Source organism: Bilifractor sp. LCP21S3_A7 (assembly GCF_052118825.1).
Taxonomy (GTDB): domain Bacteria; phylum Bacillota; class Clostridia; order Lachnospirales; family Lachnospiraceae; genus Bilifractor.
In genome coordinates, this window is sequence record NZ_JBQKGL010000007.1 from 20,833 (window position 1) to 47,394 (window position 26,562).

General features: G+C 44.2%; 24 protein-coding genes and 1 tRNA gene. 22 read left to right on the forward strand and 3 right to left on the reverse strand.

From position 1 onward, the window contains the following. The first annotated feature begins 964 nt into the window (after window positions 1-964). Window positions 965-1,840, forward strand: a complete 876-nt coding sequence (locus tag ACTQ1O_RS07730) for a glycosyltransferase family 2 protein (RefSeq protein ID WP_441486784.1) — start codon at window positions 965-967, stop codon at window positions 1,838-1,840. A gap of 55 nt (window positions 1,841-1,895) precedes the next feature. On the opposite strand, the gene ACTQ1O_RS07735 is transcribed toward ACTQ1O_RS07730, so the two are convergent. Further along, a complete protein-coding gene (locus ACTQ1O_RS07735; protein WP_441486785.1) occupies window positions 1,896-3,335 on the reverse strand; it encodes a flippase in 1,440 nt (479 codons plus the stop codon). Window positions 3,336-3,380: 45 nt separating this feature from the next. Next, complete coding sequence (locus ACTQ1O_RS07740; protein WP_441486786.1) at window positions 3,381-4,364, reverse strand: glycosyltransferase family 2 protein; 984 nt, start codon at window positions 4,362-4,364, stop codon at window positions 3,381-3,383. Window positions 4,365-4,894: 530 nt separating this feature from the next. Between ACTQ1O_RS07740 and rpmH the strand changes: the two genes are divergently transcribed. The 16 genes from rpmH to ACTQ1O_RS07820 all read left to right on the forward strand — a co-directional run bounded on the left by rpmH (window position 4,895) and on the right by ACTQ1O_RS07820 (window position 21,338). Then, on the forward strand, window positions 4,895-5,026 hold the full coding sequence (gene rpmH, locus ACTQ1O_RS07745) for a 50S ribosomal protein L34 (RefSeq protein ID WP_004603371.1): 132 nt from the start codon (window positions 4,895-4,897) through the stop codon (window positions 5,024-5,026). A gap of 81 nt (window positions 5,027-5,107) precedes the next feature. Continuing rightward, entirely contained in the window at window positions 5,108-5,452 is a 345-nt protein-coding gene (rnpA, locus tag ACTQ1O_RS07750; RefSeq protein WP_441486787.1) for a ribonuclease P protein component, read from the forward strand. Beyond that, window positions 5,449-5,679 carry a membrane protein insertion efficiency factor YidD gene (yidD, locus tag ACTQ1O_RS07755; protein ID WP_441099336.1) on the forward strand — a complete coding sequence of 77 codons (231 nt, stop codon included), beginning with the start codon at window positions 5,449-5,451 and terminating at the stop codon, window positions 5,677-5,679. Before rnpA ends, yidD begins: the two co-directional genes overlap by 4 nt. Before the next feature lie 31 nt (window positions 5,680-5,710). Next, window positions 5,711-6,997: a YidC/Oxa1 family membrane protein insertase gene (locus ACTQ1O_RS07760; RefSeq protein WP_441486788.1), complete on the forward strand. Its 1,287-nt coding sequence runs from the start codon at window positions 5,711-5,713 to the stop codon at window positions 6,995-6,997. Window positions 6,998-7,011: 14 nt separating this feature from the next. Next, on the forward strand, window positions 7,012-7,980 hold the full coding sequence (gene jag, locus ACTQ1O_RS07765; RefSeq protein WP_441486789.1) for an RNA-binding cell elongation regulator Jag/EloR: 969 nt from the start codon (window positions 7,012-7,014) through the stop codon (window positions 7,978-7,980). Window positions 7,981-8,365: 385 nt separating this feature from the next. Continuing rightward, the gene (mnmE, locus tag ACTQ1O_RS07770) at window positions 8,366-9,886 is read left to right on the forward strand and encodes a tRNA uridine-5-carboxymethylaminomethyl(34) synthesis GTPase MnmE (RefSeq protein WP_441486790.1); all 1,521 of its coding nucleotides are present in this window, start codon (window positions 8,366-8,368) and stop codon (window positions 9,884-9,886) included. A gap of 410 nt (window positions 9,887-10,296) precedes the next feature. Continuing rightward, the gene (gene mnmG, locus ACTQ1O_RS07775; protein WP_441486903.1) at window positions 10,297-12,183 is read left to right on the forward strand and encodes a tRNA uridine-5-carboxymethylaminomethyl(34) synthesis enzyme MnmG; all 1,887 of its coding nucleotides are present in this window, start codon (window positions 10,297-10,299) and stop codon (window positions 12,181-12,183) included. Window positions 12,184-12,307: 124 nt separating this feature from the next. Then, the gene (gene rsmG, locus ACTQ1O_RS07780; protein ID WP_441486791.1) at window positions 12,308-13,084 is read left to right on the forward strand and encodes a 16S rRNA (guanine(527)-N(7))-methyltransferase RsmG; all 777 of its coding nucleotides are present in this window, start codon (window positions 12,308-12,310) and stop codon (window positions 13,082-13,084) included. An 811-nt stretch (window positions 13,085-13,895) separates the two neighbouring features. Further along, window positions 13,896-14,684 (forward strand): ParA family protein, encoded by a 789-nt coding sequence (locus tag ACTQ1O_RS07785; protein WP_441475295.1) that lies wholly within the window; start codon window positions 13,896-13,898, stop codon window positions 14,682-14,684. Between the two features lie 221 nt (window positions 14,685-14,905). Then, window positions 14,906-15,802 carry a ParB/RepB/Spo0J family partition protein gene (locus ACTQ1O_RS07790; RefSeq protein WP_441486904.1) on the forward strand — a complete coding sequence of 299 codons (897 nt, stop codon included), beginning with the start codon at window positions 14,906-14,908 and terminating at the stop codon, window positions 15,800-15,802. A 28-nt stretch (window positions 15,803-15,830) separates the two neighbouring features. Then, window positions 15,831-16,340, forward strand: a complete 510-nt coding sequence (locus ACTQ1O_RS07795) for a DUF4446 family protein (RefSeq protein WP_441486792.1) — start codon at window positions 15,831-15,833, stop codon at window positions 16,338-16,340. 422 nt (window positions 16,341-16,762) lie between these two features. Beyond that, complete coding sequence (gene serS / locus ACTQ1O_RS07800; RefSeq protein WP_441486793.1) at window positions 16,763-18,067, forward strand: serine--tRNA ligase; 1,305 nt, start codon at window positions 16,763-16,765, stop codon at window positions 18,065-18,067. A 77-nt stretch (window positions 18,068-18,144) separates the two neighbouring features. Further along, window positions 18,145-19,020 (forward strand): DUF3881 family protein, encoded by an 876-nt coding sequence (locus ACTQ1O_RS07805; RefSeq protein WP_441486794.1) that lies wholly within the window; start codon window positions 18,145-18,147, stop codon window positions 19,018-19,020. Window positions 19,021-19,074: 54 nt separating this feature from the next. Then, a tRNA-Arg gene (locus ACTQ1O_RS07810) sits at window positions 19,075-19,148 on the forward strand. Window positions 19,149-19,596: 448 nt separating this feature from the next. Continuing rightward, window positions 19,597-20,205, forward strand: a complete 609-nt coding sequence (locus tag ACTQ1O_RS07815) for a class I SAM-dependent methyltransferase (protein WP_441486795.1) — start codon at window positions 19,597-19,599, stop codon at window positions 20,203-20,205. Next, a complete protein-coding gene (locus ACTQ1O_RS07820) occupies window positions 20,166-21,338 on the forward strand; it encodes an HNH endonuclease domain-containing protein (protein WP_441486796.1) in 1,173 nt (390 codons plus the stop codon). The genes ACTQ1O_RS07815 and ACTQ1O_RS07820 overlap by 40 nt, the downstream gene beginning before the upstream one ends. 20 nt (window positions 21,339-21,358) lie before the next feature. On the opposite strand, the gene ACTQ1O_RS07825 is transcribed toward ACTQ1O_RS07820, so the two are convergent. Further along, entirely contained in the window at window positions 21,359-21,589 is a 231-nt protein-coding gene (locus tag ACTQ1O_RS07825; protein ID WP_441486797.1) for a hypothetical protein, read from the reverse strand. 631 nt (window positions 21,590-22,220) lie between these two features. Between ACTQ1O_RS07825 and ACTQ1O_RS07830 the strand changes: the two genes are divergently transcribed. The 5 genes from ACTQ1O_RS07830 (at window position 22,221) to ACTQ1O_RS07850 (ending at window position 26,561) form a co-directional block, all read left to right on the forward strand. Next, complete coding sequence (locus ACTQ1O_RS07830) at window positions 22,221-23,492, forward strand: ATP-binding protein (RefSeq protein WP_441486798.1); 1,272 nt, start codon at window positions 22,221-22,223, stop codon at window positions 23,490-23,492. 101 nt (window positions 23,493-23,593) lie between these two features. Further along, the gene (locus tag ACTQ1O_RS07835; protein ID WP_441486799.1) at window positions 23,594-23,761 is read left to right on the forward strand and encodes a hypothetical protein; all 168 of its coding nucleotides are present in this window, start codon (window positions 23,594-23,596) and stop codon (window positions 23,759-23,761) included. A gap of 843 nt (window positions 23,762-24,604) precedes the next feature. Continuing rightward, on the forward strand, window positions 24,605-25,789 hold the full coding sequence (locus tag ACTQ1O_RS07840) for an ATP-grasp domain-containing protein (protein WP_441486800.1): 1,185 nt from the start codon (window positions 24,605-24,607) through the stop codon (window positions 25,787-25,789). Beyond that, window positions 25,786-26,217, forward strand: a complete 432-nt coding sequence (locus ACTQ1O_RS07845; protein ID WP_441486801.1) for an EamA family transporter — start codon at window positions 25,786-25,788, stop codon at window positions 26,215-26,217. Before ACTQ1O_RS07840 ends, ACTQ1O_RS07845 begins: the two co-directional genes overlap by 4 nt. Then, window positions 26,214-26,561, forward strand: a complete 348-nt coding sequence (locus tag ACTQ1O_RS07850) for an EamA family transporter (protein WP_441486802.1) — start codon at window positions 26,214-26,216, stop codon at window positions 26,559-26,561. Before ACTQ1O_RS07845 ends, ACTQ1O_RS07850 begins: the two co-directional genes overlap by 4 nt. Window position 26,562 lies beyond the last annotated feature (1 nt).

The window sequence follows — 26,562 nt, forward strand, 5'->3', positions numbered from 1 at the left end:
ATCGAATCCGGAAAAACCGATATAATTTCCCTGCTCATCGACTACTCCTCCACGCGCAGCCGGTCCTGTTGTTGTGCATGGAATGATCGTGGCTGTTTTGGTGATATGTACCTTTAGTGTCCGATTATCGAAAAAATTCGAATTTATCAGTTCTTGAAAGCTCGAATCATAAAGATCATGCAAATATAAGTGGGTGATCATTCGGAATCTTCTAAGCAGCGAAGTGATGCGGACAAGACTGTCTATGGCCCTTTACATGTTCATTTATGATACCACAAACAAGGAAAGCTTACAATTTGATATTACTGTATAAAGCCGTCGTCAAGCGGGCAGTTTTTGGGCATGCGAAGCATGCATAGAAAACTGCATGCTTGAACGACGCTAACATGTATGAGCATGGAGCGGTGTGAAACACCGCGAGAATGCGAATATGCGCGGGCAGTGAGCCACATCCGCTCACACAAAGTGTGAAGCGGTGGGGCGAACGCCGCGGCAGACCGACGAAGTCGGTCACATGTGGCAGCTGCGAGAGTTGCGAAGCAACGGAGCAGCTGGCTTTATACAGTATGTGTCACGACTTATCGTATGAGGATGAAGCGCGAACGCGCGAAATCCGAATACCTGCAGGATTGCGGGAGTGCGAAGCACGGAGCAATCCGTAGCTTACACAGTATGTGGCACGACTTATCGTATGCGATTTCGAAGGCAACAGGTATGAGCGTGAAGCCGTGTGAAATCGCCATACCGCGTTAGTTGAAATAGTTGGGGGTCGATGATATATTTAGATGTAAATCAACCTTTTATCGCCAGAAGATTTCAGGGAGAATCATCAGATCAGGCACGATTCATATGAAAATTTTTGATTGATCTGGCAGAAGCTGCAACAGATCTGTAAGATGATGATACAGATCCGGCAGAAGAGGTAGATTTTTATTCAGAATCAGATTAAAGCAGGTATAGTATTATGAATGAAAAACAAGAGAAAATATCAGTTGTTATACCGACATATAACCGCAGAGATTCTATTACAAATTGTCTGAGAAGTGTGTTGAATCAGTCTTATCAGAACCTCGAGGTAATCGTGGTTGACGATGGTTCTACCGACGGAACGGAAGAGATCTTCCGTGATTTTCCGGACAGACGTGTCATTTATCATCGATACGAATCAAATCAGGGAGCAAATCATGCAAGAAACGTAGGAATCCGCATGGTGTCAGGAAAGATTATTGCCTTTCAGGACAGTGACGATGAATGGATGCCGGAAAAGCTGGAAGAGGAATCTAAATATCTGATTCAGAACCAAAAGGATCTGGTTTTCTGCGGAATGAATCGTATTGAAAACGGAACGACGACTTACCATCCGCTCCGTGATTTTGATGAGACCGGGGATGCTGTGGATCAGCTGCTATATGGCAATCTGATCAGTACGCAGACGATCGTTGTACGGCGTGAGGTGGCATTGGATATCATGTTTGATGAAAAGCTCAGGCGTTTCCAGGATTGGGATTTTGTAATTCATACGGCTGTTAAAGGGTACAAAATCGGTTATATCAAAAAACCGTTGGTAAACAGTGTAGTCATGGACGACAGCATTTCATCGAGGGTAACCAATACCGCCGGAGAGAAAATCTACGAGAAATATAAATCATGGTATGACAAATACCCGTTATCCAAAGCTCATCAGCTGCGCATGATGGCACATGCGTGCGCAGTTGATGGGGATTCTGAAAAGGCAGGGATTTTTCTCAGAGAAAGTCTGCATACAAAATTCAGTTTTTCCATTCTGGTCCGTATGATTGCAAATCACATGGGACTCTGGGGAAGATCGGACAAAAAGTAGAACAGGGACTTAGGTCCCTGTAGAATGCGGTCCTTCTGGAATACATTTTACCGGTTCACTTCCGAAAATGAATCAGCTTTTTAACATCATCTTTATCGAGGCAGAATAGAATTCCAAGGCATGCCGCCGCGCAGAGAATGACACAGAGAAAGATCGTGATTAAATTGTTACTGCTCAGAAAGTGTTTGATTCCTGCACAGATTAACATGACAGTGACAAACTCTGTGGCGGCAATGACCATATTCCGTCTGATTGAAATCTTAACCTTCTTCCGGGTGTAGAATATACCAAGACAGAAAATAGAAATCTCCGACAATAATGTGGTGAATGCGGCAGCATTTTGTCCGAAGGCAGGAATGAGGACGAAGTTGAGAACAATATTAATGAGTGCCGAAAACATAGTGGCATAAAGTACCTGTGTCTCCATCCCGAAGGAAATCATGATTACATTAATGAAGAAGGACGCCATGGTCGCAAATATGATGGAGACACTCAGAATCTGAAGAGATGTGAAAGCCATCTCATATTCAACACCAGAAAACAGAACAATAATATTCCTGGCCAGACTGAAGAGTCCTGCGCTTATAGGGAAGGAAAAAATAATCAGACTGCCTATGATCTGGCTGAGGTGACGATTCAGCGTCTGCGGTTTTACACTGTCCCTCTCGTGAGATATTCTCGGAACAGCAACCGTAAGAGATGCATTCAGCATTTGTTTCAGAATGGTGTAAAACTTCGATGAAACGGTATAAAGACCTACCTCTGATTCATTTTTCAGAAGACCGAGAATGGTAATATCCGAGTTCACATAAATGGTCGTGGCAATCGCGGAGCCGAAGAGCATGAAAATGGGCTTCATATTACGGTGAAGATCCATATGAAGAGTCAGACGCGGATGCAGATCATAGTGCTTGCGAATGTAGGTGACATTCATAATATTTGCCAATATTGTTCCAATGGAGCAGGTAACCGCGTAAAGCAGATAATCGCTTTTGCTGTGTACAAGCAAAAGCATCAGAACTACTGCAATTCCCTGACATATAATGTATCGGATGGTAATAAATTCATAATCTTCGAATATGGAATTGATCCAGTCGGTACCAATGGTATTAAAAAGTACCGTAGAAGCCTGAATTAACAGCAGAAGAGTATACCCGTCCAGTTTTTTCCAGAAGCAGATCAGCAGAAAAAGAACAATATATGCCACAATCATAGAACAGATATTTATAGAAAAGATCTGATTGCAGAACTTCTGAAGTTCCTTCCTGTCGTCTTTAATTCTTGAACCCTCGCGAATGGAATAGTTGGTTATGCCGAGGGCAGCAATCATAAGAATGTAGCTTACGATAGAATTACTGAAATTAACTTTTCCATAATAATACTTCCCCAGTACACGTGATATATAGGGGAAAGTAATAATCGGATATATAATTGCACAGATCTGTTTGATCGTGTTGAGGACAGCGTTTTTACGAAGAGATGACTGGCTACTCATATTATCTGAGAAGTGATTCGTTCTTATGCATCATCTTTGCAGAATTTAAGAATGAGGCGGAATCGCTTCCTTGTCCTTTCTCATTAATGACAGAAGTAAATTACAGGATTTTTCCATTTCACGTGATTTAAAAAGAAATCTCTGATAACCGGTCTTCAGGGATTGTCTGGTTGATACATCCTCAAAATGGAGTACCTGGAGTGCCGGATCATAAACGACCTTTAAATGATCCCGCTGACATTCATACCCCAGGATCTGCTCTTCGAAGTACATAAAGGTTTCCGGGTAAAAACAATAGGGGCGTTTCCGGATAAAATCGCGTGAGAAAATATAGCATGCGCCAAAAAGAACTACATCCTCCTGATATTTCTGCCAGAGCGTCTTCAGCTGTTCCTGATGATCACGCTCGGCTTTCTTCTGCATTTCATCTTCTGCGGAGTATTTTCCGAGAATTCTTCTCGCGAGATTCGACAGAGCGTGAACAAATAAATATACCGGCTTAATATTGATGAAAAAATATCGCAGAGACTCCTCCAGATACATAAATCCGGGATGTTCCATAATTTCATGGTAATATTGTGCTTTCAGGGTCAATTCCTCTTCGGATATTACGGAAAGACTGAAGGGATTTTGATGAACCTTACGTGATGTCGAATAGATATCCGGTCCGAGAACGGAGAAAGGCGTTTCCTGATATTTTTCTGCGATTTTCTGAAGAAAATCTGACTGCTCAATGATGACATCATTGTTCATCACAATCACAAAATCGAGATCGTAGTGCTGAATCAGAAAATCATAGCCTGCGTTGTTTCCCCTGGCAAAGCCCAGGTTTTCATGATTCAGAATTACCTCTACCTGTGATTTGTCTGAGAAATGCTCCTGCAAACGCTTCCCGCTTCCATCGGGAGATGCATTATCTACAACAGCAATGTGAAGATTGTCTGAGGAAAACAGCTTAAGTATGGATGACACACATCTGACGGTCATCTCATAAGTCCTGTAATGCAGAATTACAAATCCAAAATTCATATGTCGATATCCCACTGTTTATCAAAATGACATTTGCAGACTCAGCCATAATGCTTTTGCATCGCGGTTCACGCCTGATGAAAAGGAGAACAATTGGCTTTGTACATGTTGTGGCGCCCCGCCTGCGGGGCATGAGGGTTTACTGTGCCTGCAGAAACAAGCTCGCAAATATGATTTTCACATTACCATAAATCCCATGATTGTCAAGTTCAGAAACTGTACTGATATTAGGACAGGAACTGTACTGATGTTAGGACGGTTCAGAATCTGTATTGATATTAGGAAGAAAAAACGCTGATGCGTGACTGTCAGAATTGAGAAATTCTTATACATAAATTGCGGAGTTCTCATACATAAAGGCCTTGACGCGCCGCCTTTGAATGCTTATAATAAAACAGATGTTCTCTGGAAAGAGGTATATGACTGCACGGATCTGACCTTTATGATTGACGGATCCGGAAGTAAAAAAGATTTGTCTCGCCGCATGATTTCAGAGCGGCATGTTGAGGAAAGCAAGGAGGAAGATAATTATGAGTAAGATGACATGGCAGCCGAAGAAGGTTGATAAAAGAGTTCACGGATTCCGCGCAAGAATGGCTACAAAGGGCGGAAGAAAAGTTTTAGCTGCAAGACGTGCAAAAGGCAGAAAAGTATTAGCATAAGCATAGATTGAAGCAGACCGGAGACCGCAGTTTATTCTGTGGTCTTTTCTTATGAAAGAATACTTTTGAAAAGGAATACACATGAAGTTTTCAGAAAGTCTGAAGAAAAACACGGATTTTCAGAAGGTTTACAGACAGGGAACATCAGCAGCAAATAAATATCTTGTCATGTACATCCTGGAAAATCAACTGAAAAAAAACAGAATCGGTATTTCTGTCAGCAAGAAGGTCGGCAACAGTGTGGTTCGTCACCATCTGTGCAGACTGGTCAGAGAGGCTTACAGATTAAAGGAGGAAAGTTTTTCCAAGGGCTTTGATGTGGTTGTCATCTGCAGAGTCGGATCAAAGACCTGCACACAGAAGGAGATCGCGGACGCGCTCTATCATCTGGGCAGAAGACATCACATACTGGAGGATAAAGAATGAATCAGAAAATGAAACCCAGGTATGTCATGATACAGGGGATTCGTCTTTATCAAAAATATCTGTCGCCATTAAAGGGAGGAATTCGCTGTCCTTACATTCCGTCCTGTTCCCAGTACGCCGTACAGGCGATTGAGAAATATGGTGCAGTCAAAGGCGGCTTGCTGGCGTCCTGGAGAATCCTGAGATGCAATCCGTTCTCACACGGCGGGATTGATCCGGTACCGTGAGCCAGAAAGAAAATTCCGGGAGGAAGATAATTTGGAACTTTTATTAAGCAAGTCCAGCATGCCCTTGATCAAATACATTGCGCAGCTGCTCGGATGGCTGATGAATGGAATTTATTTTGTACTTTACAAAATTGGTATTCCGAATATCGGTCTTTGTATCATATTCTTCACCATTATCATCTATTTATTCCTTACACCAGTACAGATCAAGCAGCAGAAGAGCTCCAAGGTCATGAACGCAATTCAGCCGGAACTTCAGAAACTGCAGAAAAAATATCAGGGAAAGAAAGATGCAGCTTCTCAGCAGAAGATGCAGGAGGAGACGATGGCACTGTACTCGAAGTACGGAGTGTCGCCTACCGGAAGCTGTCTGCCTCTGCTGATTCAGATGCCGATTCTGTTCGGCCTGTATCAGGTAATTCTGTACATTCCCGGATATGTATCCAGGGTTGCGAATATTTTCAACAGCCTTGCCGTCAAGATTTCCACGGTTGACGGATACCAGAAGATTATCACCGATTTTGTGGCAAACAACAAAATTCGTGTGAACGGAAAAGGTGATTACACCGTAAACCGGATCATCGACATGATGTATGTGATGAAGCCGTCACAGTGGGCTAAGCTTGAGGGCATCAGGCAGTTTGCATCCTTTAAGGATCAAATGGGCAGTGTTGCCGCGCAGTCCGCGAGAATCAACAACTTCCTGGGAATCAACATTTCCGAGACTCCTTGGGATGCCATCAAATCAGGTTTCAGCAACATTGCCGGAGGAACGGCGACAGCCGCAATTATCGGCGCACTGATTGCGGGTATCCTGGTTCCGGTACTTGCATGGTTTACACAGTGGCTGAACATGAAGCTGATGCCGCAGCAGAGCACAGACAGTGACAACGCTATGGCACGGCAGATGAACAGCATGAACATGATCATGCCGATTTTCTCGGCAGTTATCTGCGTTACCTTCAGCATGGGTATTGGTATCTACTGGATTGCCGGTGCAGTCATCCGTGCCATACAGCAGGTAATCATCAACCGCAGCATAGGCACAGTTGATGTCGAGGAGATGATCGAGAAACAGGCGGTCAAGGCAGAAAAGAAAAAAGAAAAGAGCAAGGATTACGTCACCAACGTAACACAGAATGCCCGTACAAATGTGAAGCATATTCAGAATTCACGATCAAACGGAAAAGATATTGATTCCTCTCAGTTTTACAAGGATACGGAGAATCTGAACCCGGACAGCATCACTGCAAAGGCAAACTGGGTAAAGAGCTTTGATGAGAAAAAAAACATCGGAAGGAATAGTGGAAGGAAATAACGGGAGGCATGAACATGAACTTTATGGAAGTATCCGCGAAAACCGTGGATGACGCCATTACAAAAGCATGTATTGAGCTTGGACTCTCCAGTGATCAGCTGGATATCCAGGTGATCAGTGAAGGCAGTTCAGGCTTCCTTGGAATCGGCAGTAAACCGGCAGTGATTCAGGTCCGCCGGAAAGAGGAAAAGGAAGCAGGAAAGAAATCCGGAAAGGTTCCGGAAAATCATGGATCAGAGATAAAAGCAGAACCTGTGAGAAGTGCGGATTCCGCGGCACAGGCAGAACCTGCGAAAAACGGGGAAAAACCGGTTCGTGCAGAAAAGACCTCCGATCAGCGGATGACGTCCGGAGAGAAATCCGGGAAAAGCGGAGAGGAGAGGAAAGTAGCGCAGCCGGCGGAGTCTTCTGACACAGAAAAAGCAGAGAAAGAGCCGGGACATGAGAAGCCGGCAGAGACAAAGACTCCGGATAAGAAGGAAGTACCGGTAGAGAGAACGGCGGAAGAAATTGTTACGATGAAAGCTTCCGCATCCAAATTCCTGGACGGTATCTTCAAGGCAATGGAACTTCCTGTCAATATCACAATTGAGTACAACCAGGAAGAGGGAAGCCTCGACATCGATTTTGAGGGCGATGACATGGGTATTCTGATCGGTAAGAGAGGACAGACTCTTGATTCTCTTCAGTATCTGGTATCTCTTGTCGTGAACAAGGACCAGAAAAACTATGTCCGCGTAAAGCTTGATACCGAGGATTATCGCAGACGCCGCAAGGAAACCCTGGAGAATCTGGCGAACAATATCGCAAATAAGGTCCGCAGAAGTCATCACGCGGTTTCTCTGGAAGCAATGAATCCTTATGAAAGAAGAATCATTCATTCCGCACTGCAGAACAACAAATATGTGGAAACGCACAGTGAGGGAAATGAACCGTACCGTCATGTCGTTGTAACTCCGAAAAAGGGCGGTTACCGGGACTGATTTTTTCCTGCTCTGAATCAGAGAGAAAACGGTCATGACCCGCAGGCGGATCACTACAGAATGTATATGTCGCCCGCATCGGAAGAACATATCGACATGCCGGACAGATCCGGAGAATGCCGCTATATGTTTTTTCGATGCGGGTTTTTTATTTACGCGAACAGTGAGCCGCAGTCGAATGCGAAGTATTCGTGTGCGGCGAGCGTCGCGATAGCGAGATAAAACTCGCGCAGCGTGTTTTATCTCGTTGGAAGAGAATGATATTCTTGTGAAACCGGATTATGTTGATAACTTACGTTCAATGTTGATAAAAAGCAATTTATCGGTATGATTGTGTGAGCGTTTACGAAAAATCTGGCGACATGAAAGAAAGGTGAAATCGGATATGGCTGAAAACTTTGAAGATACAATCGCAGCAATTTCAACTGCAATGGCGCCCTCTGGAATCGGCATTGTGAGGATCAGCGGCAAAAATGCCTTTGCGATTGCTGATCGTGTCTATTCAGGAAAAAAAGGGAAAAGGCTGTCTGATCAGAAGCAATATACGATTCATTACGGTTACATATCCGATAACGGAAAAAAAATAGACGAGGTTCTGGTACTGGTGATGCGCGAGCCGCATTCCTACACAGGTGAGAATACGGTAGAAATTGACTGTCACGGAGGAGTGCTGGCGACCCGGAGAGTTCTTGAGGCGGTAATTCATGCCGGAGCGCGGCCGGCTGATCCTGGCGAATTCACAAAGAGGGCCTTTTTGAATGGCCGTATGGATCTGTCACAGGCAGAGGCTGTTATGGACATCATCTCGGCAAAAAATGATTATGCTCTGAGAAGCGCGCAGCAGCAGCTGTCGGGATCAATTTCGGAAAAAATAGAGACGGTTCGCCAGAAGCTCTTATATGAGACCGCGCATATCGAGGCAGCACTGGATGATCCGGAGCACATCAGCCTGGAGGGGTATGGACCGGAACTTCGCAGGATTGTGGAAGAGCAGAGGACGGAAATCCGGAAGCTTTTGCTGTCCGCCGACTCAGGAAAGCTGATTCAGGAGGGAATCAAGACCGTGATCCTGGGAAAGCCGAACGCGGGAAAATCCTCTCTGCTGAATCTTCTGCTGGGGGAAGAGAGAGCAATTGTCACCGATATCGCCGGCACAACCAGAGATGTTCTGGAGGAACAGATCAATGTCCGTGGAATTACCCTGCGTATACTGGACACCGCGGGAATCCGGAACGCCTCGGATAAGATCGAGCAGATCGGTGTCAATCGCGCAATTGATCAGGCCAGGGACGCGGATCTGATCCTGTATGTCGTAGACCGGTCGGTTCCTCTGGATCAGAATGATTACGAGATCATGAAATTGATCCAAAACAAGAGGACTATCATTGTCCTGAACAAGAGTGATCTGGATTCCGAGGTCACCGAAGATATGCTGAAGGAGGAGCTCGCGAATCATTCGGAACTTACTCCAACTGCGGCTCATCCGGGACTTACTTCAGCTGTGGAACATTCCGGCGGTCAGCATGAGACGATGACTGACTCTGCCGGATTGCATGAGCATGTGAGTGACTCTGCCGGCATATCCGAAACTGTGATTCTGAATCTTTCGGCGAAGGAAAAAGAGGGGCTGGAAGGTCTGGAAAAACAGATTGAAAAAATGTTCTTCAATGGTAAGATAGAATTCAACGATCAGATCTATGTCACAAATGTCCGCCATAAAAAAGCACTCGAGGATGCGGAAAACTCCCTTGATTACGTGATCAAGAGTATTGATGATCAGATGCCGGAGGATTTCTGGTCCATCGACCTGATGGGAGCAATAGACGCACTTGGCCGGATAACCGGGGAGTCACTGGGAGAAGATCTGGTCAATGAAATCTTTGCAAAATTCTGCATGGGAAAATAGATGAAGGATCTTGTCGATGAAATCTCGGCGATATTCTAATCCTGCATGGGAAGATAGATAAAAGATCTTGTCAGTGAAATCTCTGCGAAATTTTAATCCTGCATGGGAAAATAGATGAAAGATCTTGTCGATGAAATCTCCGCGAAATATTGCTCAGAAAATAACGGAAGAGAGAAATGCGACTTTAGCGATAAAATGATAATGATATGATCAATATAATATATTATTAAAATGAAAAAATATATATAATATATATCATCATAACTCACTGTAGCCGTATCCGAATTTTCATTTTAATTTTAAATCCCATGCGATATATCGTGCCATATGCTGTACAAACTTAAAAGGTTTATGTTGATAACTGAGGAAATTTGTTGATAACTGATGAAAATCAGACGAAGGAAGACATCATGCCTGTGATTGAAAAGTATTACGATGTAGTAGTTGTAGGTGCCGGTCATGCCGGATGCGAGGCTTCCCTTGCATGTGCAAGACTTGGCCTTGAAACGATTGTTTTTACCGTCAGCGCGGATAATATTGCAATGATGCCGTGCAATCCGAATATCGGCGGAACCTCCAAGGGTCATCTTGTGAGAGAGATTGACGCCTTGGGCGGCGAAATGGGAAAAAATATTGACCGTACATTTATTCAGTCCAAAATGCTGAATAAATCAAAAGGACCTGCCGTTCATTCCCTCAGAGCACAGGCGGATAAGAGTGAGTACAGCAGAAGCATGAGACGTGTGCTGGAAAATCAGGATCATCTGACCATCAAACAGGCAGAGGTGTCTGATCTGATCGTCGAGAATGGTGTCTGTAAAGGAGTCCGAACCTTTTCCGGCGGCATTTATCACAGCAAGGCAGTGGTACTTTGTACCGGAGTGTATCTCAATGCACGGTGTCTGTACGGGGATACCGTCAATTATACAGGACCAAATGGATTGCAGTCTGCCACACATCTCACCGATTCACTGAAGGCAAATGGAATTGAGATGTTCCGTTTCAAGACTGGAACACCTGCGCGCATCGACAAACGTACCATTGATTTCACAAAGATGGAGGAACAGAAGGGCGATGATCCCGTCATTCCATTCTCATTCTCAACAGATCCTGCTTCAGTTCAGATCGAGCAGGAATCCTGCTGGCTGACGCACACAAATGAGAAGACGCATGAAATAATAAGAGCAAATCTGGACCGATCTCCACTGTATTCAGGCAAGATTCACGCGACCGGGCCAAGATACTGTCCGTCCATTGAGGATAAGGTGGTAAAATTCGCAGACAAGAACAGTCACCAGGTTTTTATCGAGCCGGAAGGAAAATATACAAACGAAATGTATGTGGACGGCATGTCAAGCTCGATGCCTGAAGATGTGCAGGATGCGATGTATCGTACAGTTCCCGGTCTGGAGCATGCGAAAATTGTCCGGAACGCTTACGCCATAGAGTATGACTGCATCAACCCGGTTCAGCTGAAGCCTACGTTTGAATTCAAGAAAATACACGGACTTTTTTCCGGCGGACAGTTTAACGGAAGCTCCGGTTATGAAGAGGCGGCGGCACAGGGACTTTATGCGGGTATCAATGCGGCCATGGAGGTAAAAGGACAGGAACCTCTGATTCTCGATCGTTCGGATGCTTATATCGGAGTTCTCGTAGACGATCTCTGTACCAAGCAGACATTTGAGCCTTATCGGATGATGACGAGTCGGGCTGAATACAGACTGCTGCTTCGCCAGGATAATGCTGACCTCCGGCTGAGAAAATACGGACATCGGGTCGGTCTGATCAGTGATGAGGAATATGAAAAGACACAGAAGAAACAGAAAGAAATTGAAGACGAGATTAAACGAGTCACAAATACTTTTGTCGGACAGACAGAAGAGGTACAGAACTTCCTGAGCAGTAATCATTCAACAGAGCTGAAAAGCGGCAGTTCCATAGCGGAGCTCATCCGGCGTCCGGAGCTGAATTACAAAATGCTTGCTGAAATTGATCATGACCGTCCGGTCTTGCCGGAGGATGTTGGTGAACAGGTTAATATCAACATCAAGTATGAAGGTTATATCAAGAGACAGATGAAGCAGGTGGAGCAGTTCAGAAAGAAAGAATCGTGGAAAATTCCGGATGATATCGATTATGAAGCCGTATCGAGTCTCAGAATAGAAGCACGTCAAAAATTGGAAAAGTACCGCCCCATCAGCATCGGGCAGGCATCGCGTATTTCCGGAGTTTCTCCTTCCGATATATCCGTACTCATGGTATATCTGGAAAGCAGGCGGCAGCAGAAAGACTGAGAAAATGCGGCAGCCGCGGAAAATCTGATAACCATAAAGCAGAAGCAAAAAAATATAGAAATAAAGAAGTAGGGAAATACAGTAGACCAACTGAGAATGAGTTTCACTTATAGGTGTAAATGAAATGAATGAAGCAAATGATTTATATGAACATAAACACTCTGCAGATCGATTCAGAGACGAATTAGCAGAGATTCATCTCTCCCTGACAGACGAACAGGTCAAAAAGTTTATGCTTACATATGAGATGCTTGTTGAAACGAACAAGGTAATGAACCTTACTGCAATCACAGATTTCGACGATGTGATTACAAAGCATTTCATCGACAGTCTCTCTCTTGTCCGGATCAAAAAGATCGGAGATGAACTAGTCAACCGTAAAGATTTAAAGGTAATCGATATGGGGACAGGTGCCGGATTTCCGGGAATACCTCTTGCAATCGCTTTTCCAAATGTGAAGTTTGTACTGGTCGATGCACTCTTGAAGAGAGTAAAATATCTGACAGCTTTGATTGAAAAAATTAATCTGACAAACGTAACCGTCCTGCAGAAAAGAGCCGAGGATATCGGACGAGACCCGATGCACAGAGAACAGTATGACATTGCAGTATCCAGAGCAGTTGCAAACCTTTCTCCTCTTTGTGAATACTGCTTGCCGCTTGTAAAGGTAAACGGCGACTTCATCGCTTACAAGTCAAATAAAGCGGAAGAAGAAATCGCAACATCCAGAAGAGCAATAGCTACACTCGGAGGTAAGATAGCCGGGACAGAAACGTTCCTTATGAATAACCCGTCAGACAACGAAAAAATAGAACGGACCCTCATTGACATAAAAAAAGTCAAAAAGATATCCGCAGCATATCCTCGAAAGGCAGGAACACCGACAAAAAAACCTTTATAGGATATCAAAGATTAAGAGTCCGATATAAACTCTTATAAACTGCAATATTAGAGATAATACAAGCTCTGATCAAACAAATGCATAGCACAATCATAAACGTATCATAATAATAAATGTTCCACGTGAAACATCATGAAGGAATTTATGTCTAAGACGTAAATCAATTGCCCTTGACATAAAAGATCAAGATGAATCACGTGGAATTTTTTACTCATAATTTATATAGCACGACAAGGATAAAATCTGAATCATTATTTCGACATTTGGATATTTGATAGAAAGCAAATGTTTCATCAGAAATATAATCATGAAATTAAGATAATGTTTCACGTGAAACATTAATGAGATATTTGTCTGTAGCCGAAATTCAGTAGACGCCAATACGATAATCGTGCCACATACTGTATAAGTTACGGATAGCTCCGTGCTTCGCACTCCGGCAATCCTACAGGTATTCGGATTTCACGCGTTCGCGCTTCATCCTCATACCTGTTGCCTTCGAAAATGCATACAGTAAAAAAGAGAACAATGCATATATCAGCGAAGTTCCATGTAAAACACGATGAGAATATACCACAGCAATCGTATTCTCGCTCTGAATCGAAATTAAGAAATACAGGGAAATGTTTCACGTGAAACATTAGAATTATTTAGAACGTGTTGAAGATAGTACAATTTGAAAATAAACAGATGTTTCACGTGAAACATCTACCGATTATTTTTGAAAAATGGTATAATCAGAATGTTGTTTCTTTGTTAAAGTGTTAAACGGACACAACAATATTTTTGATTGAAAGGAAGAATAAATCACTTGAGCAGAGTAATCGCTATTGCAAATCAGAAAGGTGGTGTCGGGAAGTCCACCACCGCTATTAATCTCTCTGCGTCTCTTGCCGAACTTGGCAGAAAAGTGCTTTTAATCGACATGGATCCGCAGGGGAATACTACCAGCGGAGTCGGAATCGACAAGCAGGAAATTGAAAATACAGTCTATGATCTCCTGCTCGGAGAATGCTCGCTCGAAGACTGTATAATTAAGCTGAAGTATAAGAAAAATGATGAAATCAAGAAATATTTTCTTCTGCCTTCGAATGTAGATCTGGCGGGCGCAGATATTGAATTGATTGAGACAGAAAATAAGGAGTATCTTCTCAGAGATAAAATCGCACCAGAACGGGAAAATTATGATTTTATCATTATTGACTGTCCGCCTTCTCTGAATCTGCTGACGGTCAATGCGCTTACTACTGCCGACAGCGTTCTTATACCGATTCAGTGTGAGTATTATGCGCTGGAGGGACTGGCACAGCTTTTATATACGATCAATCTGGTACAGGAGAGATTAAATGATAAGTTGACGATCGAAGGCGTTGTATTTACAATGTATGACTCAAGAACAAAGCTTTCCGGTCAGGTAATTGATGATGTAAAAGAAAACCTGGATGCTCACATATTTAAGAGCATCATACCCAGGAATGTACGTCTGGCGGAGGCACCAAGTTACGGTCTTCCGATTAATATTTATGCCAGAAAATCAGAAGGAGCAAAAGCCTACCGTAAGCTTGCAAAAGAATTGGTTAAGAAGGGAAAAGTTGAGTAATGGGATCAAGAGGTTTAAATAAGAAAAGAGGATTAGAGTCTCTGATTCCTCACAAAATTGACAATGAGGAAGAACAGGAAAAAGAGGCAGGGCCGCGTAACCATAAAAGTATATCAAAATCACCATCGTCAGACAGTACTGAAAATGCTGAAAATGACATCGTTGAAAATGGCAGAAGCAATGATGACGCAGACAATATCACAAACGTTTCGACGGAGTCCATGTCTGGCAGCACATCGTTAAAGGCAGGAAATTTATCCGATAGCGTTCCGGATAATACCAGACATTCCTCAGATCTATCCGCAGCACAAAAAAATATTTCTGAAGAATCTGCAGAAAACCGTGTGATTACGGTACCGCTGACCGAGGTTGTTCCCAATCAGGATCAGCCACGTAAGGACTTCAAGGAAGAGGCAATCCACGAGCTGGCCGATTCCATACGGCAGTATGGAGTTTTGCAGCCGCTTCTTGTTCAGAAGAAGGACAAGTATTACGTCATCGTTGCGGGAGAAAGAAGATGGCGAGCGGCAAAAGAAGCAGGATTGAAGGAAGTTCCTGTAATATTGAAAAACTTTGATGATCAGGAGCAGATGGAGATCTCTCTGATTGAAAATATTCAGCGTGAAGATCTGAATGCAATCGAAGAAGCAGAAGCTTATCGAAGACTCATCGACGAATTCCATCTGACACAGGATGAGGTGGCGGTAAAAGTAGGAAAAAGCAGATCAACAGTCACAAATGCTCTGCGACTTCTGAAGCTTGCAAAACCTGTGAGATATCTTTTGCTGAATGGGGACATCACCATGGGACACGCAAGAGCACTCCTCGCAATTGAGAATGAAGAAGTGCAGATCAATGCGTCTCATCAGGTGATTCAGAAAAAATTGAGTGTGCGTGAAACGGAAAAACTTGTGAAGAATATTTTGAACCCGAGAAAACAGCGCACAAAGCCGGAGATGGATGAGCAGACAGCACTTGCATATAAATCCATCGAGGAAAATCTCCAGAAACTGGTGGGAAGTAAAGTACAGATTAAGCCACAGGGAGACAGAGGGAAAATCGAAATTGAATATTATTCGCAGGAAGAACTAGAAAGAATCATTGATATGATCGGCTGAACGAGGGCACAGGAAGGAAGTATAAATAATGAAAACTCTATTCGGGAGCACAGCAGCCGGAATCATAATTATTATCCTTGCAGTAGCCGTGGTGCTGCTCGCGGTTACACTGGCACAGACAAACAGGAGACTCAACCATCTGTCAAGAAAGTACCGGATTTTCATGAAGGGAAATGATGGAAAATCGGTAGAAAAAGCGATGGCATCAAAGATAAAGGCGCTCGACAAGCTGGACAGCAGACAGGCGGAGAATGCATCGTCGTTGAAGAACCTGCAAAAAATATACGATAAATCGCTGACAAAATACGGAATTGTGAAGTATGACGCATTCGAGGATGTAGGGGGTAAGATGAGCTTTGCGCTTGCAATGCTCGATTCGGAGAACAGCGGATTTGTACTGAACGCCATCCACAGCCGGGATAATTGCTATCTCTATATCAAGGAAATCGTAAAAGGAGAATCGTATATCATGCTGAGTGATGAGGAAGTAGAGGCACTGCGGACCGCATATCATTATGGAGAGGAAAACATTCAGTAGACGCCCATATGATAAATCGTGCCACAAACTGTATAAGCTACGGATTGCTCCGTGCTTCGCACTCTCGCAATCCTGCAGATATTCGCATATAGTCTCTTACACACGCTTCGCGTGCGACGATCCTGTCTGCGTTTTCGAAGAGCTTATACTGTAAACCTCATACGATAAGTCGTGCCACATACTGTATAAGCTACGGATTGCTCCGTGCTTCGCACTCCCGCAATCCTACAGGTATTCGCACTTCCGTGCCGCTTGTGCGTCACTTCGTGCTCATACCTGTTGCCTTCGAAATCGCATACAGTCTCTTACGCGCGCTTCGCGTGCGACGATCCTGTCTGCGTTTTCGAAGAGCTTATACAGTACCTTGCAAATTCATGAGCGATATTATATAGTATTCAAAGCAGAATCAGGAGGAAGAAATCATGATTGATATTAAGTTTCTGAGAGAAAATCCAGAAGTAGTAAAACAGAACATCCGCAACAAATTCCAGGACAGAAAACTTCCGATGGTTGATGAAGTCATCGAGTTTGATAAAGAGAGAAGAGAACTTCTTCAGGAGAAGGAAGCGCTTCAGGCTGAGCGCAATAAGATTTCCAAGGAAATCGGAAAGCTGATGGGTCAGGGGAAAAAGGATGAAGCAATGGCAATCAAGGCAAAGGTTGCTGATACGGGAAAGAGAATTGCCGAGCTTGAAGACCGTCAGAAGGTTGTGGACGAGGAAATCAGGAAGAGAATGATGGTCATTCCCAATATCATCGATCCTTCCGTCCCGATCGGAAAAGATGACAGCGAGAATGTAGAAATTGAAAGATTCGGTGAGCCGAAGGTTCCGGATTTCGAGGTTCCTTACCACACGGATATTATGGAATCCTTTGATGGTATCGATATGGACGCGGCAGGACGTGTCGCCGGAAACGGATTCTATTATCTGCTCGGAGACATTGCAAGGCTTCATTCCGCAGTTCTGTCTTACGGACGTGATTTTATGATTAATCGCGGATTTACCTATGTAATTCCGCCGTATATGATCCGCAGCGCGGTAGTAGACGGTGTTATGAGCTTCGATGAGATGGATTCGATGATGTATAAAATCGAGGGAGAGGATCTGTATCTGATTGGAACCTCAGAGCATTCCATGATCGGACGTTTCATCGATCAGATCATCCCGGAACAGAAGCTTCCGCTTACGCTTACCAGTTATTCCCCGTGTTTCCGCAAGGAGAAGGGTGCGCATGGAATCGAAGAGCGAGGCGTATACCGGATTCATCAGTTTGAAAAGCAGGAAATGATCGTTGTCTGCAAGCCGGAGGAGAGCATGGACTGGTACAACAAGCTGTGGAAGAACACGGTTGACTTCTTCCGCTCCATGGATATTCCGGTCCGCACACTGGAATGCTGTTCCGGAGATCTTGCGGATCTCAAAGTAAAGTCCTGCGATGTAGAGGCGTGGTCTCCACGTCAGAAGAAATACTTTGAAGTAGGAAGCTGTTCCAACCTCGGAGACGCTCAGGCAAGAAGACTGAGAATCCGCGTTCAGGGAGAGGACGGACAGAAATATCTCGCCAATACCCTGAACAATACCTGTGTCGCACCGCCGCGTATGCTGATCGCATTCCTTGAGAATAATCTGAATGCAGACGGTACAGTATCGATTCCGGAGCCGCTTCGTCCGTATATGGGTGGAAAGGACAAGCTTGTTCCGAGAAAATCCTGCCTGGAAAAATAATGGAACGAAACGGAAGCCATGAGGAAATCCACATGGACAGATCTGTCGTTTCAAAAAAATATTGAGAGGAGTTGCCTATGCATAAATTCCTCAGATCAATCGGTTTCAGCAGATTACATGAGCTTGACGATCTCGGCCGCCTGATTCAGGATGTCCTCGTTCACTATGATTTCAAAAAAACAGCAGTGGATGAAGAAGGTCACCTTTTTGCAGAAATATCAAAGGAATTTGCTACAGACATGGGCGTGACCGTGTGCGGCACCTACGACAATGAAAATTTATTCCATATGGAATATCTGTTCCCGTTTTTCTGGGGATCGCAGGTCACCTCGTATGAGCAGATTGCCGTTGAACGCCATCTGGCCACAGAGTCGTTTGCCGGGGCTTGTGACGATATGAGAGTCGGCACGACACTGATTTTTTATGTGTCCAATGCAGGTGAATACATCAGCATGTGTGGCGGCGGACAGTTAAATGACACGACAACCTCAGTTTCCCTTTCTGCACTTGCGGAAAGCGGCACGGTACTGTTCCCTGTAAGGAAAGAACAGAAATCGCTTCCCGTGGACCGGAAGAAACTGGAGGAGCGCAGTTCACTGTTCAACGCGGCACAGAATGGAGATGAAGATGCAATTGAGAGCCTGACGATGGAGGATTACGATACCTACACCATGCTCTCGCACCGGGTACAGAATGAGGATATCTACACCATTGTTGATTCCTATTTTATGCCTTATGGTATGGAATGTGACCTGTACAATATCATGGGTGATATCACGAGCTGTGAGGAGGTCAGAAATCACGCAACCGGAGAAAAGGTATACCAGATCGGTGTTATCTGTAATGACGTCCCTCTGGATGTCTGCATTAACGAAAAGGATCTGACGGGAGAACCGGAAGTCGGACGAAGATTGAAAGCAATAATCTGGCTTCAGGGAAGGTTGAATTTTTAATCGAAATGAGGTATAATGATATCTGTTCGTCTGAGCAGATATCATTATATATTTGTTTCTGTAGCTCAGCAGGATAGAGCGTCCGCCTCCTAAGCGGAAGGCCGGCGGTTCGAATCCGCCCAGGAACGCTAATTTGGAGGGCGGGGACCGAAAAAAATCGGTTCCCGCTTCTTTTATCTCACAAGACGATTTCCGTCTAAAACCCCTTCTACATATTAGCTGGAATCTAAAATAATGGCGATTCTTCTAACGAGCAGATTATTTACCAATTTTCGGGTCTTTGGTTCAACGACCCCAAAGCCTTGAAAACACTGGATAAATCCACATTCTTATTTTCGCTAATATGAAATTCTGGCAGGGTTAGATTGAGGGAGGATGAAACTATGCTCTCACGAGAGAACTATACAGAGGCACATATCACTGATCTTCGTGCGCAGACAGGCGCAGATGATCAGCGTAGCCGAAGCCAAGGAGGCTGGTGTCAAATCTAACGAGAAAATATGTGCCAGTTAATAATTATTCAATGTACTAGGGCTGCTTTGGAACTATAATTGTTAACAGAGGAAGGGGATTTCAATGGATCATAGGACAATGAAAACTCTCACATATTACAACGAAAAAACAGATGAGTTCGTTTTTGGAACTCAGACCGTTGATTTCCATGATACGCAGGATTTATTCCTTTCTTTCCTCCCACAGGAGTCTTCTATATTGGATTTTGGCTGCGGCTCCGGACGGGATACCAGGTATTTCCTTGAAAAAGGATATCATGTTGTGGCAACGGATGGTTCAGAAGAACTTTGCAAAGTAGCGTCAGCATATACCGGAGTTAAGGTCCGTAAGTTGCTGTTTCAGGAATTGCAGGATGAGAATTGCTATGATGGTATTTGGGCCTGCTCTTCTATCCTTCATGCAGGAAGAACGGTACAACCGGACATTTTCCGGCGGATGATATTGGCATTGAAGGAGCAGGGTTATATCTATACGTCCTTCAAGTATGGCGCATTTGAGGGCTTCCGTGGAGAACGATATTTTACAGACTTTGATGAAGCTGGTTTCAGAGACTTTATCAGAGCATTCCCTGAATTAACGATTGAAAAGATGTGGGTGTCTGCGGATGTCCGACCGGAACGGAGTAATGAGAAATGGCTGAATATTATCCTTCGCAAGTCGATTATCAGCTGACGATAAAAGGCGATTATGTTAATACACTGGATATAGAGAGCTTCTCTCTCATGATGAAGGATCCTTCATACTGCTATAAGTTTTACTGGCTAGAGGCATTGGTGATCCTGATTTCAGAAGGCCGTCTGGAAACAACCTTTGATGAGATCATTGATGAGATGATCTCAAATGCCTGGTATTCCGTCAGAGAATTCCATATTCACCTTAGTGGAATACAGGCTGGCGCTGTCAGAGATGGCCTGGAAAGAGCGGTTATTCTGCTGGCTGAGCTTAGTGATCTGCCTTCAAATGCATCAAAGACGGAGATACGAAACGCCATTCGTGAGCATAACAAAGAACTCAAAGCAGCAAAAGAGCAGCTTACTAATATGGTTCCCTACAGGGCGCTGGCGGGATTTTTTCATCGCAGTGATGAGGCTGCAAACTGGAATAGTACCGTGCGAATGGTGGAGTATATTCAGCGTATCAATAACACGGTGATTACTCTGCCATATACGCTTGGAGATAGCAGCAAGCTGAAAAAGGAAGTCCATATCAGTCCTGTTTGGGCAAAGATGATCCAGGACAACACAGTTTCTATTCTTGGATGGATTCAGTACGAGAAGGTTAAATGGCTGCAGATGAATAATCCGGAAGTTCCCGGATTGGTATATAAGCTGGCACCTTTGGATGAAAAGATGCGTAAACTGCAACATGTACATAAGCTTTGGGATGCGATTATTGAAATCCGGCCAGTCAGAGATGTGTTTACAGATGAGTTTATACAGAGGAAAGCTTATGATGTAGACCATTTCATCCCTTGGAGTTTTGTGATGAATGACGAGCTTTGGAATTTAATGCCGATGGATTCTTCACTCAATTCCTCCAAGAGCAATCGACTGCCTAAGTGGGATCCGTTTTTCCTACGTTTTGCAGGTAATCAGTATTTGTTATACGAGATGGTTCAGGAAAAGCCTGGCATCAGAAGATTATATGAGGCATGTTTCCGGGATAATCTTCATTCTATCTGGGCAGGTCAGGAACTGTACAGACCCGGGAACACAAGAGAAGAATTTACTTCTATTCTGCAGAAGAATATGCAGCCGGTCTACGACTCTGCCAGACGGCAGGGGTATGAACTGTGGAAGGTATGATGAATAGATGACGTTTGGTATCAGGTATAAATTATAAAACGATGTGAGGTGCACGCTATTTTGCGCACCTTCGCCTCATTAATCAGCGGAGCGCCGTTTTCGCCCATTGTCCATGCAAAGGTGTTAGATTTATCCGCCTTATTGCCGCTGATGGTTCCCATCCGGTCCGCATCTTTCAGCCAGGACTCATCGACTACGATGACCGGACAGGGATACAGTGCGAGTGTTGCTCCAATATTTTTCTTGCTCATCTTATTTCATCTCCTTTTCCCATATGCGGATGACGTTCAGATCCAGGATGTCGGAATCGAAATACTTTGCCAGTTCTTCTGTCCACTTCGGTGCTTCCCAGACATTGTGGATCCAGTAACCATCATACGATAAATCGTGCTACATACTGTATAAGTCCCCGCGTCACTTCGCTGCTTCGCAGCTTCCGTGCCGCTAACAGGTATTCGCACTTCCATACCGCTTACGCGTCACTTCGTGCTGATTTCCCGTTTTGGGAAAAGCAGTATCGGTACCCTTATCTTTTTGCGCCCTTGTCAGGCTCTGAAGGTTCCGGACCGTACTGCATGCAGGTGTATCCTTCCGCTTCCCGCATCAGGCGGAAAGGAAAAAGTATGTATAGTTTAGAAACCGCCAATTTTGCAGGACGCCTGAAAACTCTCCGCAAAGCGAAAGGTATGACACAGGAGAAAGCCGCAGAGGAGCTCAATACCTGTCGGCTTCGATCGCCCTGATGTTATATTTGATTACTATCTTATGCCACTTACGTCCCAAATACGTAATTTGATGTTGAGCAGCAGGGCTCAACGGGTTATACTTTAATTACGATCTTAAGACGATTACGGCCTAAGTGCGCAATATCAGGAGGCGTCAATGATACAACGTGATCTTTATCTTCACCAGCTTGTTTCCTATATGTGGGATGGCCAGATCAAAGTTATTACCGGGATCCGGCGGTGCGGAAAGTCCGTTCTTTTATTCGAACTGTTTCGTGACTATCTGCTGTCACAGGGGACAAGTGCCGAGAACATCATTACAATCGAACTTGATAAACGCAAAGATGTAAAATTCCGCAGCCCGATTGCTCTCAGCAGTATGGTCGAGGCAAAGATACAAAACAGCGCACAACAGTACTATCTCTTTATCGATGAAATTCAGCTGTCTGTTTCCGTTCCAGATCCGGATCTGCCCGGCGAAAAGGTAACAATCTATGACATGCTGAATGAACTGCGGGGATACAAAAATCTTGATGTGTATGTCACAGAAAGCAATTCCCGGATGCTGTCAAGCGATATCGTGACAGAATTTCGCGGCCGTTCTTCTCAGATCCATGTATATCCTCTTTCTTTCCGGGAATTCTTTGTCGCTGTGGGTGGAGATAAAAGAGATGCATTTGACCGCTATATGCTTTATGGCGGGATGCCATACCTTCTGAATCTGAAGGAAGACCGACAGCAAAAAGACTATCTGGCGCAGCTGTTTAATGAGGTATATATCAAGGATATCGTTGAGCGCGAGGGAATTGAACGCCCTGATGTACTTTCTGATATCCTGGACTTTCTTGCGTCATCTGTCAGTTCGCTGACAAATCCCACCAATATTGCAAACACACTGAACAGTACAAAAAAAGCGAACATCAGCCCTAAAACTGTTTCAAGTTACCTGGAATACCTGAAGAATGCCTTTCTGATCAGCGAAGCAAAACGCTGGGATATCAAGGGAAAACGATATTTTCAGTATCCAAACAAATATTATTACACAGATATCGGGCTCCGTAATGCGCGAGTTAATTTCCGGCAATTTGATCCGGGTCATATCATGGAAAACATCCTGTACAATGAACTGATTATACAGGGATATTCCGTTGATGTTGGTGTCGTCCTCGACAGGCGAAAAGATCAGAAGGTGCAAAAGGAAATTGATTTTGTTGTCAATCAAGGAGACAAAAAGGTATATATCCAATCCACCTATGAAATGTCTCATACAGAAAAGACAACCAGTGAACTGGACTCTCTGCGACTGACGAATGATTTCTTTGAGAAAATCGTTATGCGTCGGGATATTCCGGCGTCATTTACGGATGAAAACGGCATTCGTCATATCAATGTACTGGATTTCCTGCTTGGCAAAGAAACGATCTTCTGATTCATAAGATAATCGGCACATGGTAGGATGAATCTTCTGGATGAGGTCACGAGCATGGCAGCGGATCTGGATAGATTCAGTGATGCGAGGAGAAATTTATTATGGCAGTAAGAAAAGCAGAAGAATCAGACAGATTGTTTGTAGTTAAAGTAGGTATGGAGAACCGTGCACCGGAGGAGATCGCTAAAGATGCGGCTTTTCAAATCAGTGCATTGTTCGACAGGCTTATAGAGGAGCAACAGAAAAAAGATGATCAAGACATTGTATAACAAGTTGCAGGCTGTACAGAAAGTTCTGATTTTTTGCATACCATAAAGACTGCCTTATGCCGGAATATGCTCAAATTGATCTTTTCGTCTATAAGGCCAAAATATTCAGGAACCGATTTGTAACTATCGGCTGGTTTAACCAGATAAATTACATGAGAGGCCGCCGACAGGATCGGATTCTATTTTTAATAGGATCCAGCCCTGTCGGCGGTCTCTTTCTATTCCTGCCGGCGGAGCTTTCGAACATCAAAAAACAGTTTGAAAGCCTGACATGTATTAAGGGCGAGGATACACATATTGCTGATTTTCCGTTTTCAGGGAAAGCTAAAAACCTGCAGGTGCAACGATAATGACCTGCAGGATATTGGGGTCAGAAAAATAGGGCCCGATCTTTCGATAGAGCCCTTACAAAAGCATTTCTGCTTTTTCGACGTATGTTCAGTTTCGCCGATGGAGAACCAGTTGTCAATGACCAGTCTCAAAAAATCACGGGCGAAACCAGCCTCTGCCTATAGCTTTATGATCGGAAAATAAAATTTCATTTTGGGAAGATACGGCAACCGGATGAAAGCAGTTGCAATCAGTACCCTTATTGGTTTAGAATAATATTCGCAATTACGACGGACCTGACTATCAGATCGCCGGCGCTGCCAATCAATCATCTGGCAGCAGATGATCGAATCCCCGCGAGATTCACGGGAAAAGGTGACCCCTCCGGGAAAGATAAAATCACCGAAAAGGCAAATTTACCGAGAAGAAAAAATTCACTGAAGAAAAAGGTAAATTCGCAGAAAATAGAAAGGAAATGTTGATTCAGCTTCTGAGATCATCAGGCAAAAAGGAATGAAGAAAAAGAAACTGGCCATTATCGGTGCGTCATACTTACAGGAACCGCTGATTGAAAAGGCAGAACAGATGGGAATTGAGACCCATGTTTTTGCATGGGCAGCAGGCGACGTGGGCGAAAAAAGCGCTGATTTTTTCTACCCGATCAGCATTGTTGAAAAAGATTTAATTGCAGATAAATGCCGTGAAATCGGCGTGGACGGAATCTGCACCATTGCGACGGATCTTGGCGCATCGACCGTAAACTATGTCGCCGATAAACTGGGACTTATAGGAAATTCTCCCTATGCTTCAGAAGTTTCTACCAATAAAAAGGCAATGAGAGAGTGTTTCTTTCAAAACGGTGACCCTTCGCCAAAGAGCGAAGAGGTCCGCATGCAGGATTTTCCGAATGGCATGACTGACGACTCTGTAGACATGCTTTTAAACAGCAAGGGCTTTCAATATCCGGTTATTGTAAAACCCACCGACCGATCCGGGAGCCGCGGAATTTTTAAATTGCAGACTAAAGCGGGAATAGCGGAGGCTGTAAAGAAAGCATCAGAAGTCAGCTTCGAGCATAAGGTTCTGGTAGAGGAATTCGCTTCCGGGCAGGAGTATAGCGTTGAATATGTCTCTTGGAAGGGGAAGCATCATTTCCTCCAGCTGACGCAGAAATACACAACCGGCGCTCCTCATTTTATCGAAACCGGTCACCTGGAACCGGCTGTGGTTTCAGCAGAAAAACTCGAAGAGGTCAGGCAGGTTGTAGTTCATGCCCTTACCTCTCTTCACATTGAATACGGGGCTTCTCATTCAGAGCTTAAAATCGATGAATCCGGACATATCCGTCTTATTGAAATCGGCGGCCGAATGGGTGGTGATTTTATTGGAAGCACACTTGTTCATCTTTCGACAGGCATAGATTTTGTGAAAGCCGTAATTCAGATTGCCCTGGGTGAGGAACCGGATCTTAAGCCTGACCGCATAGGAAGCCCGGCCGGTGTCCGCTACATATTCAGCAGGGAAGACGTCGATGTTCTTAACCGGATGAAGAAGGATCCGGAGATTCATATTGTCTATGAAGAGGTCCGTCCAATTACAAATACTGCAGTATCCGATAGTTCCACCCGTTTCGGATGTTATGTATTCACATCGGGCAGCACCAGAAATATTACAAAATATCTGCCGGAGAAACGATGATGAAGAAAAAAACACTTCTTACATATGTTGTTCTGCACATTATGCTGATGATCTATTCCATGAGCGGTATCTGCAGCAAAATGGCCTCCGGGCAGTCCTTCCTGAGTCCGAAATTCATATTGTTCTATGGCCTTGTAATTTTTCTTCTGGGCTTTTATGCCATAGCCTGGCAGCAGATAATCAAGATTCTTCCGCTCACCACGGCATATGCAAACCGGGCAGTGACTGTCATATGGGGCGCTGTCTGGGGATTTTTCATTTTCCATGAGAAGATCCATATTAACAAAATCATAGGGATTCTTCTTGTCTTCCTCGGCGTGGTTATTTATGCGCTTTTCGATAAAGACAATACAGAGCAGAACGATTCATCCACAGACAGCAGCAGACCGGATAATGCATCGGTAAAGGAAAAGAGGGATTCGCTATGAATAAAACAGTTGCCTTATACTCCCTTTTTATCCTGTTTGGAACGTTCATCAGTGCTATCTCGCAGGTATTGTTGAAAAAAGCCGCCCTGAAAACCTATCCCAGCAAAATACGGGAGTATTTAAACCCTCTTGTTATCACTGCATATCTGATCTTTGTTGTCGCAACACTGTGTTCGGTATTTGCATACCGTGGTGTGCCGCTCTCACTTGGTCCGGTACTGGAGTCGACAAGCTATATCTATATTACGATATTTGGCATGAGGTTTTTTCATGAGAAGCTGAACAGGATGAAGCTCCTCGCATTAATCATGATTATAGCAGGGATCATCGTTGCCTCGATATGAC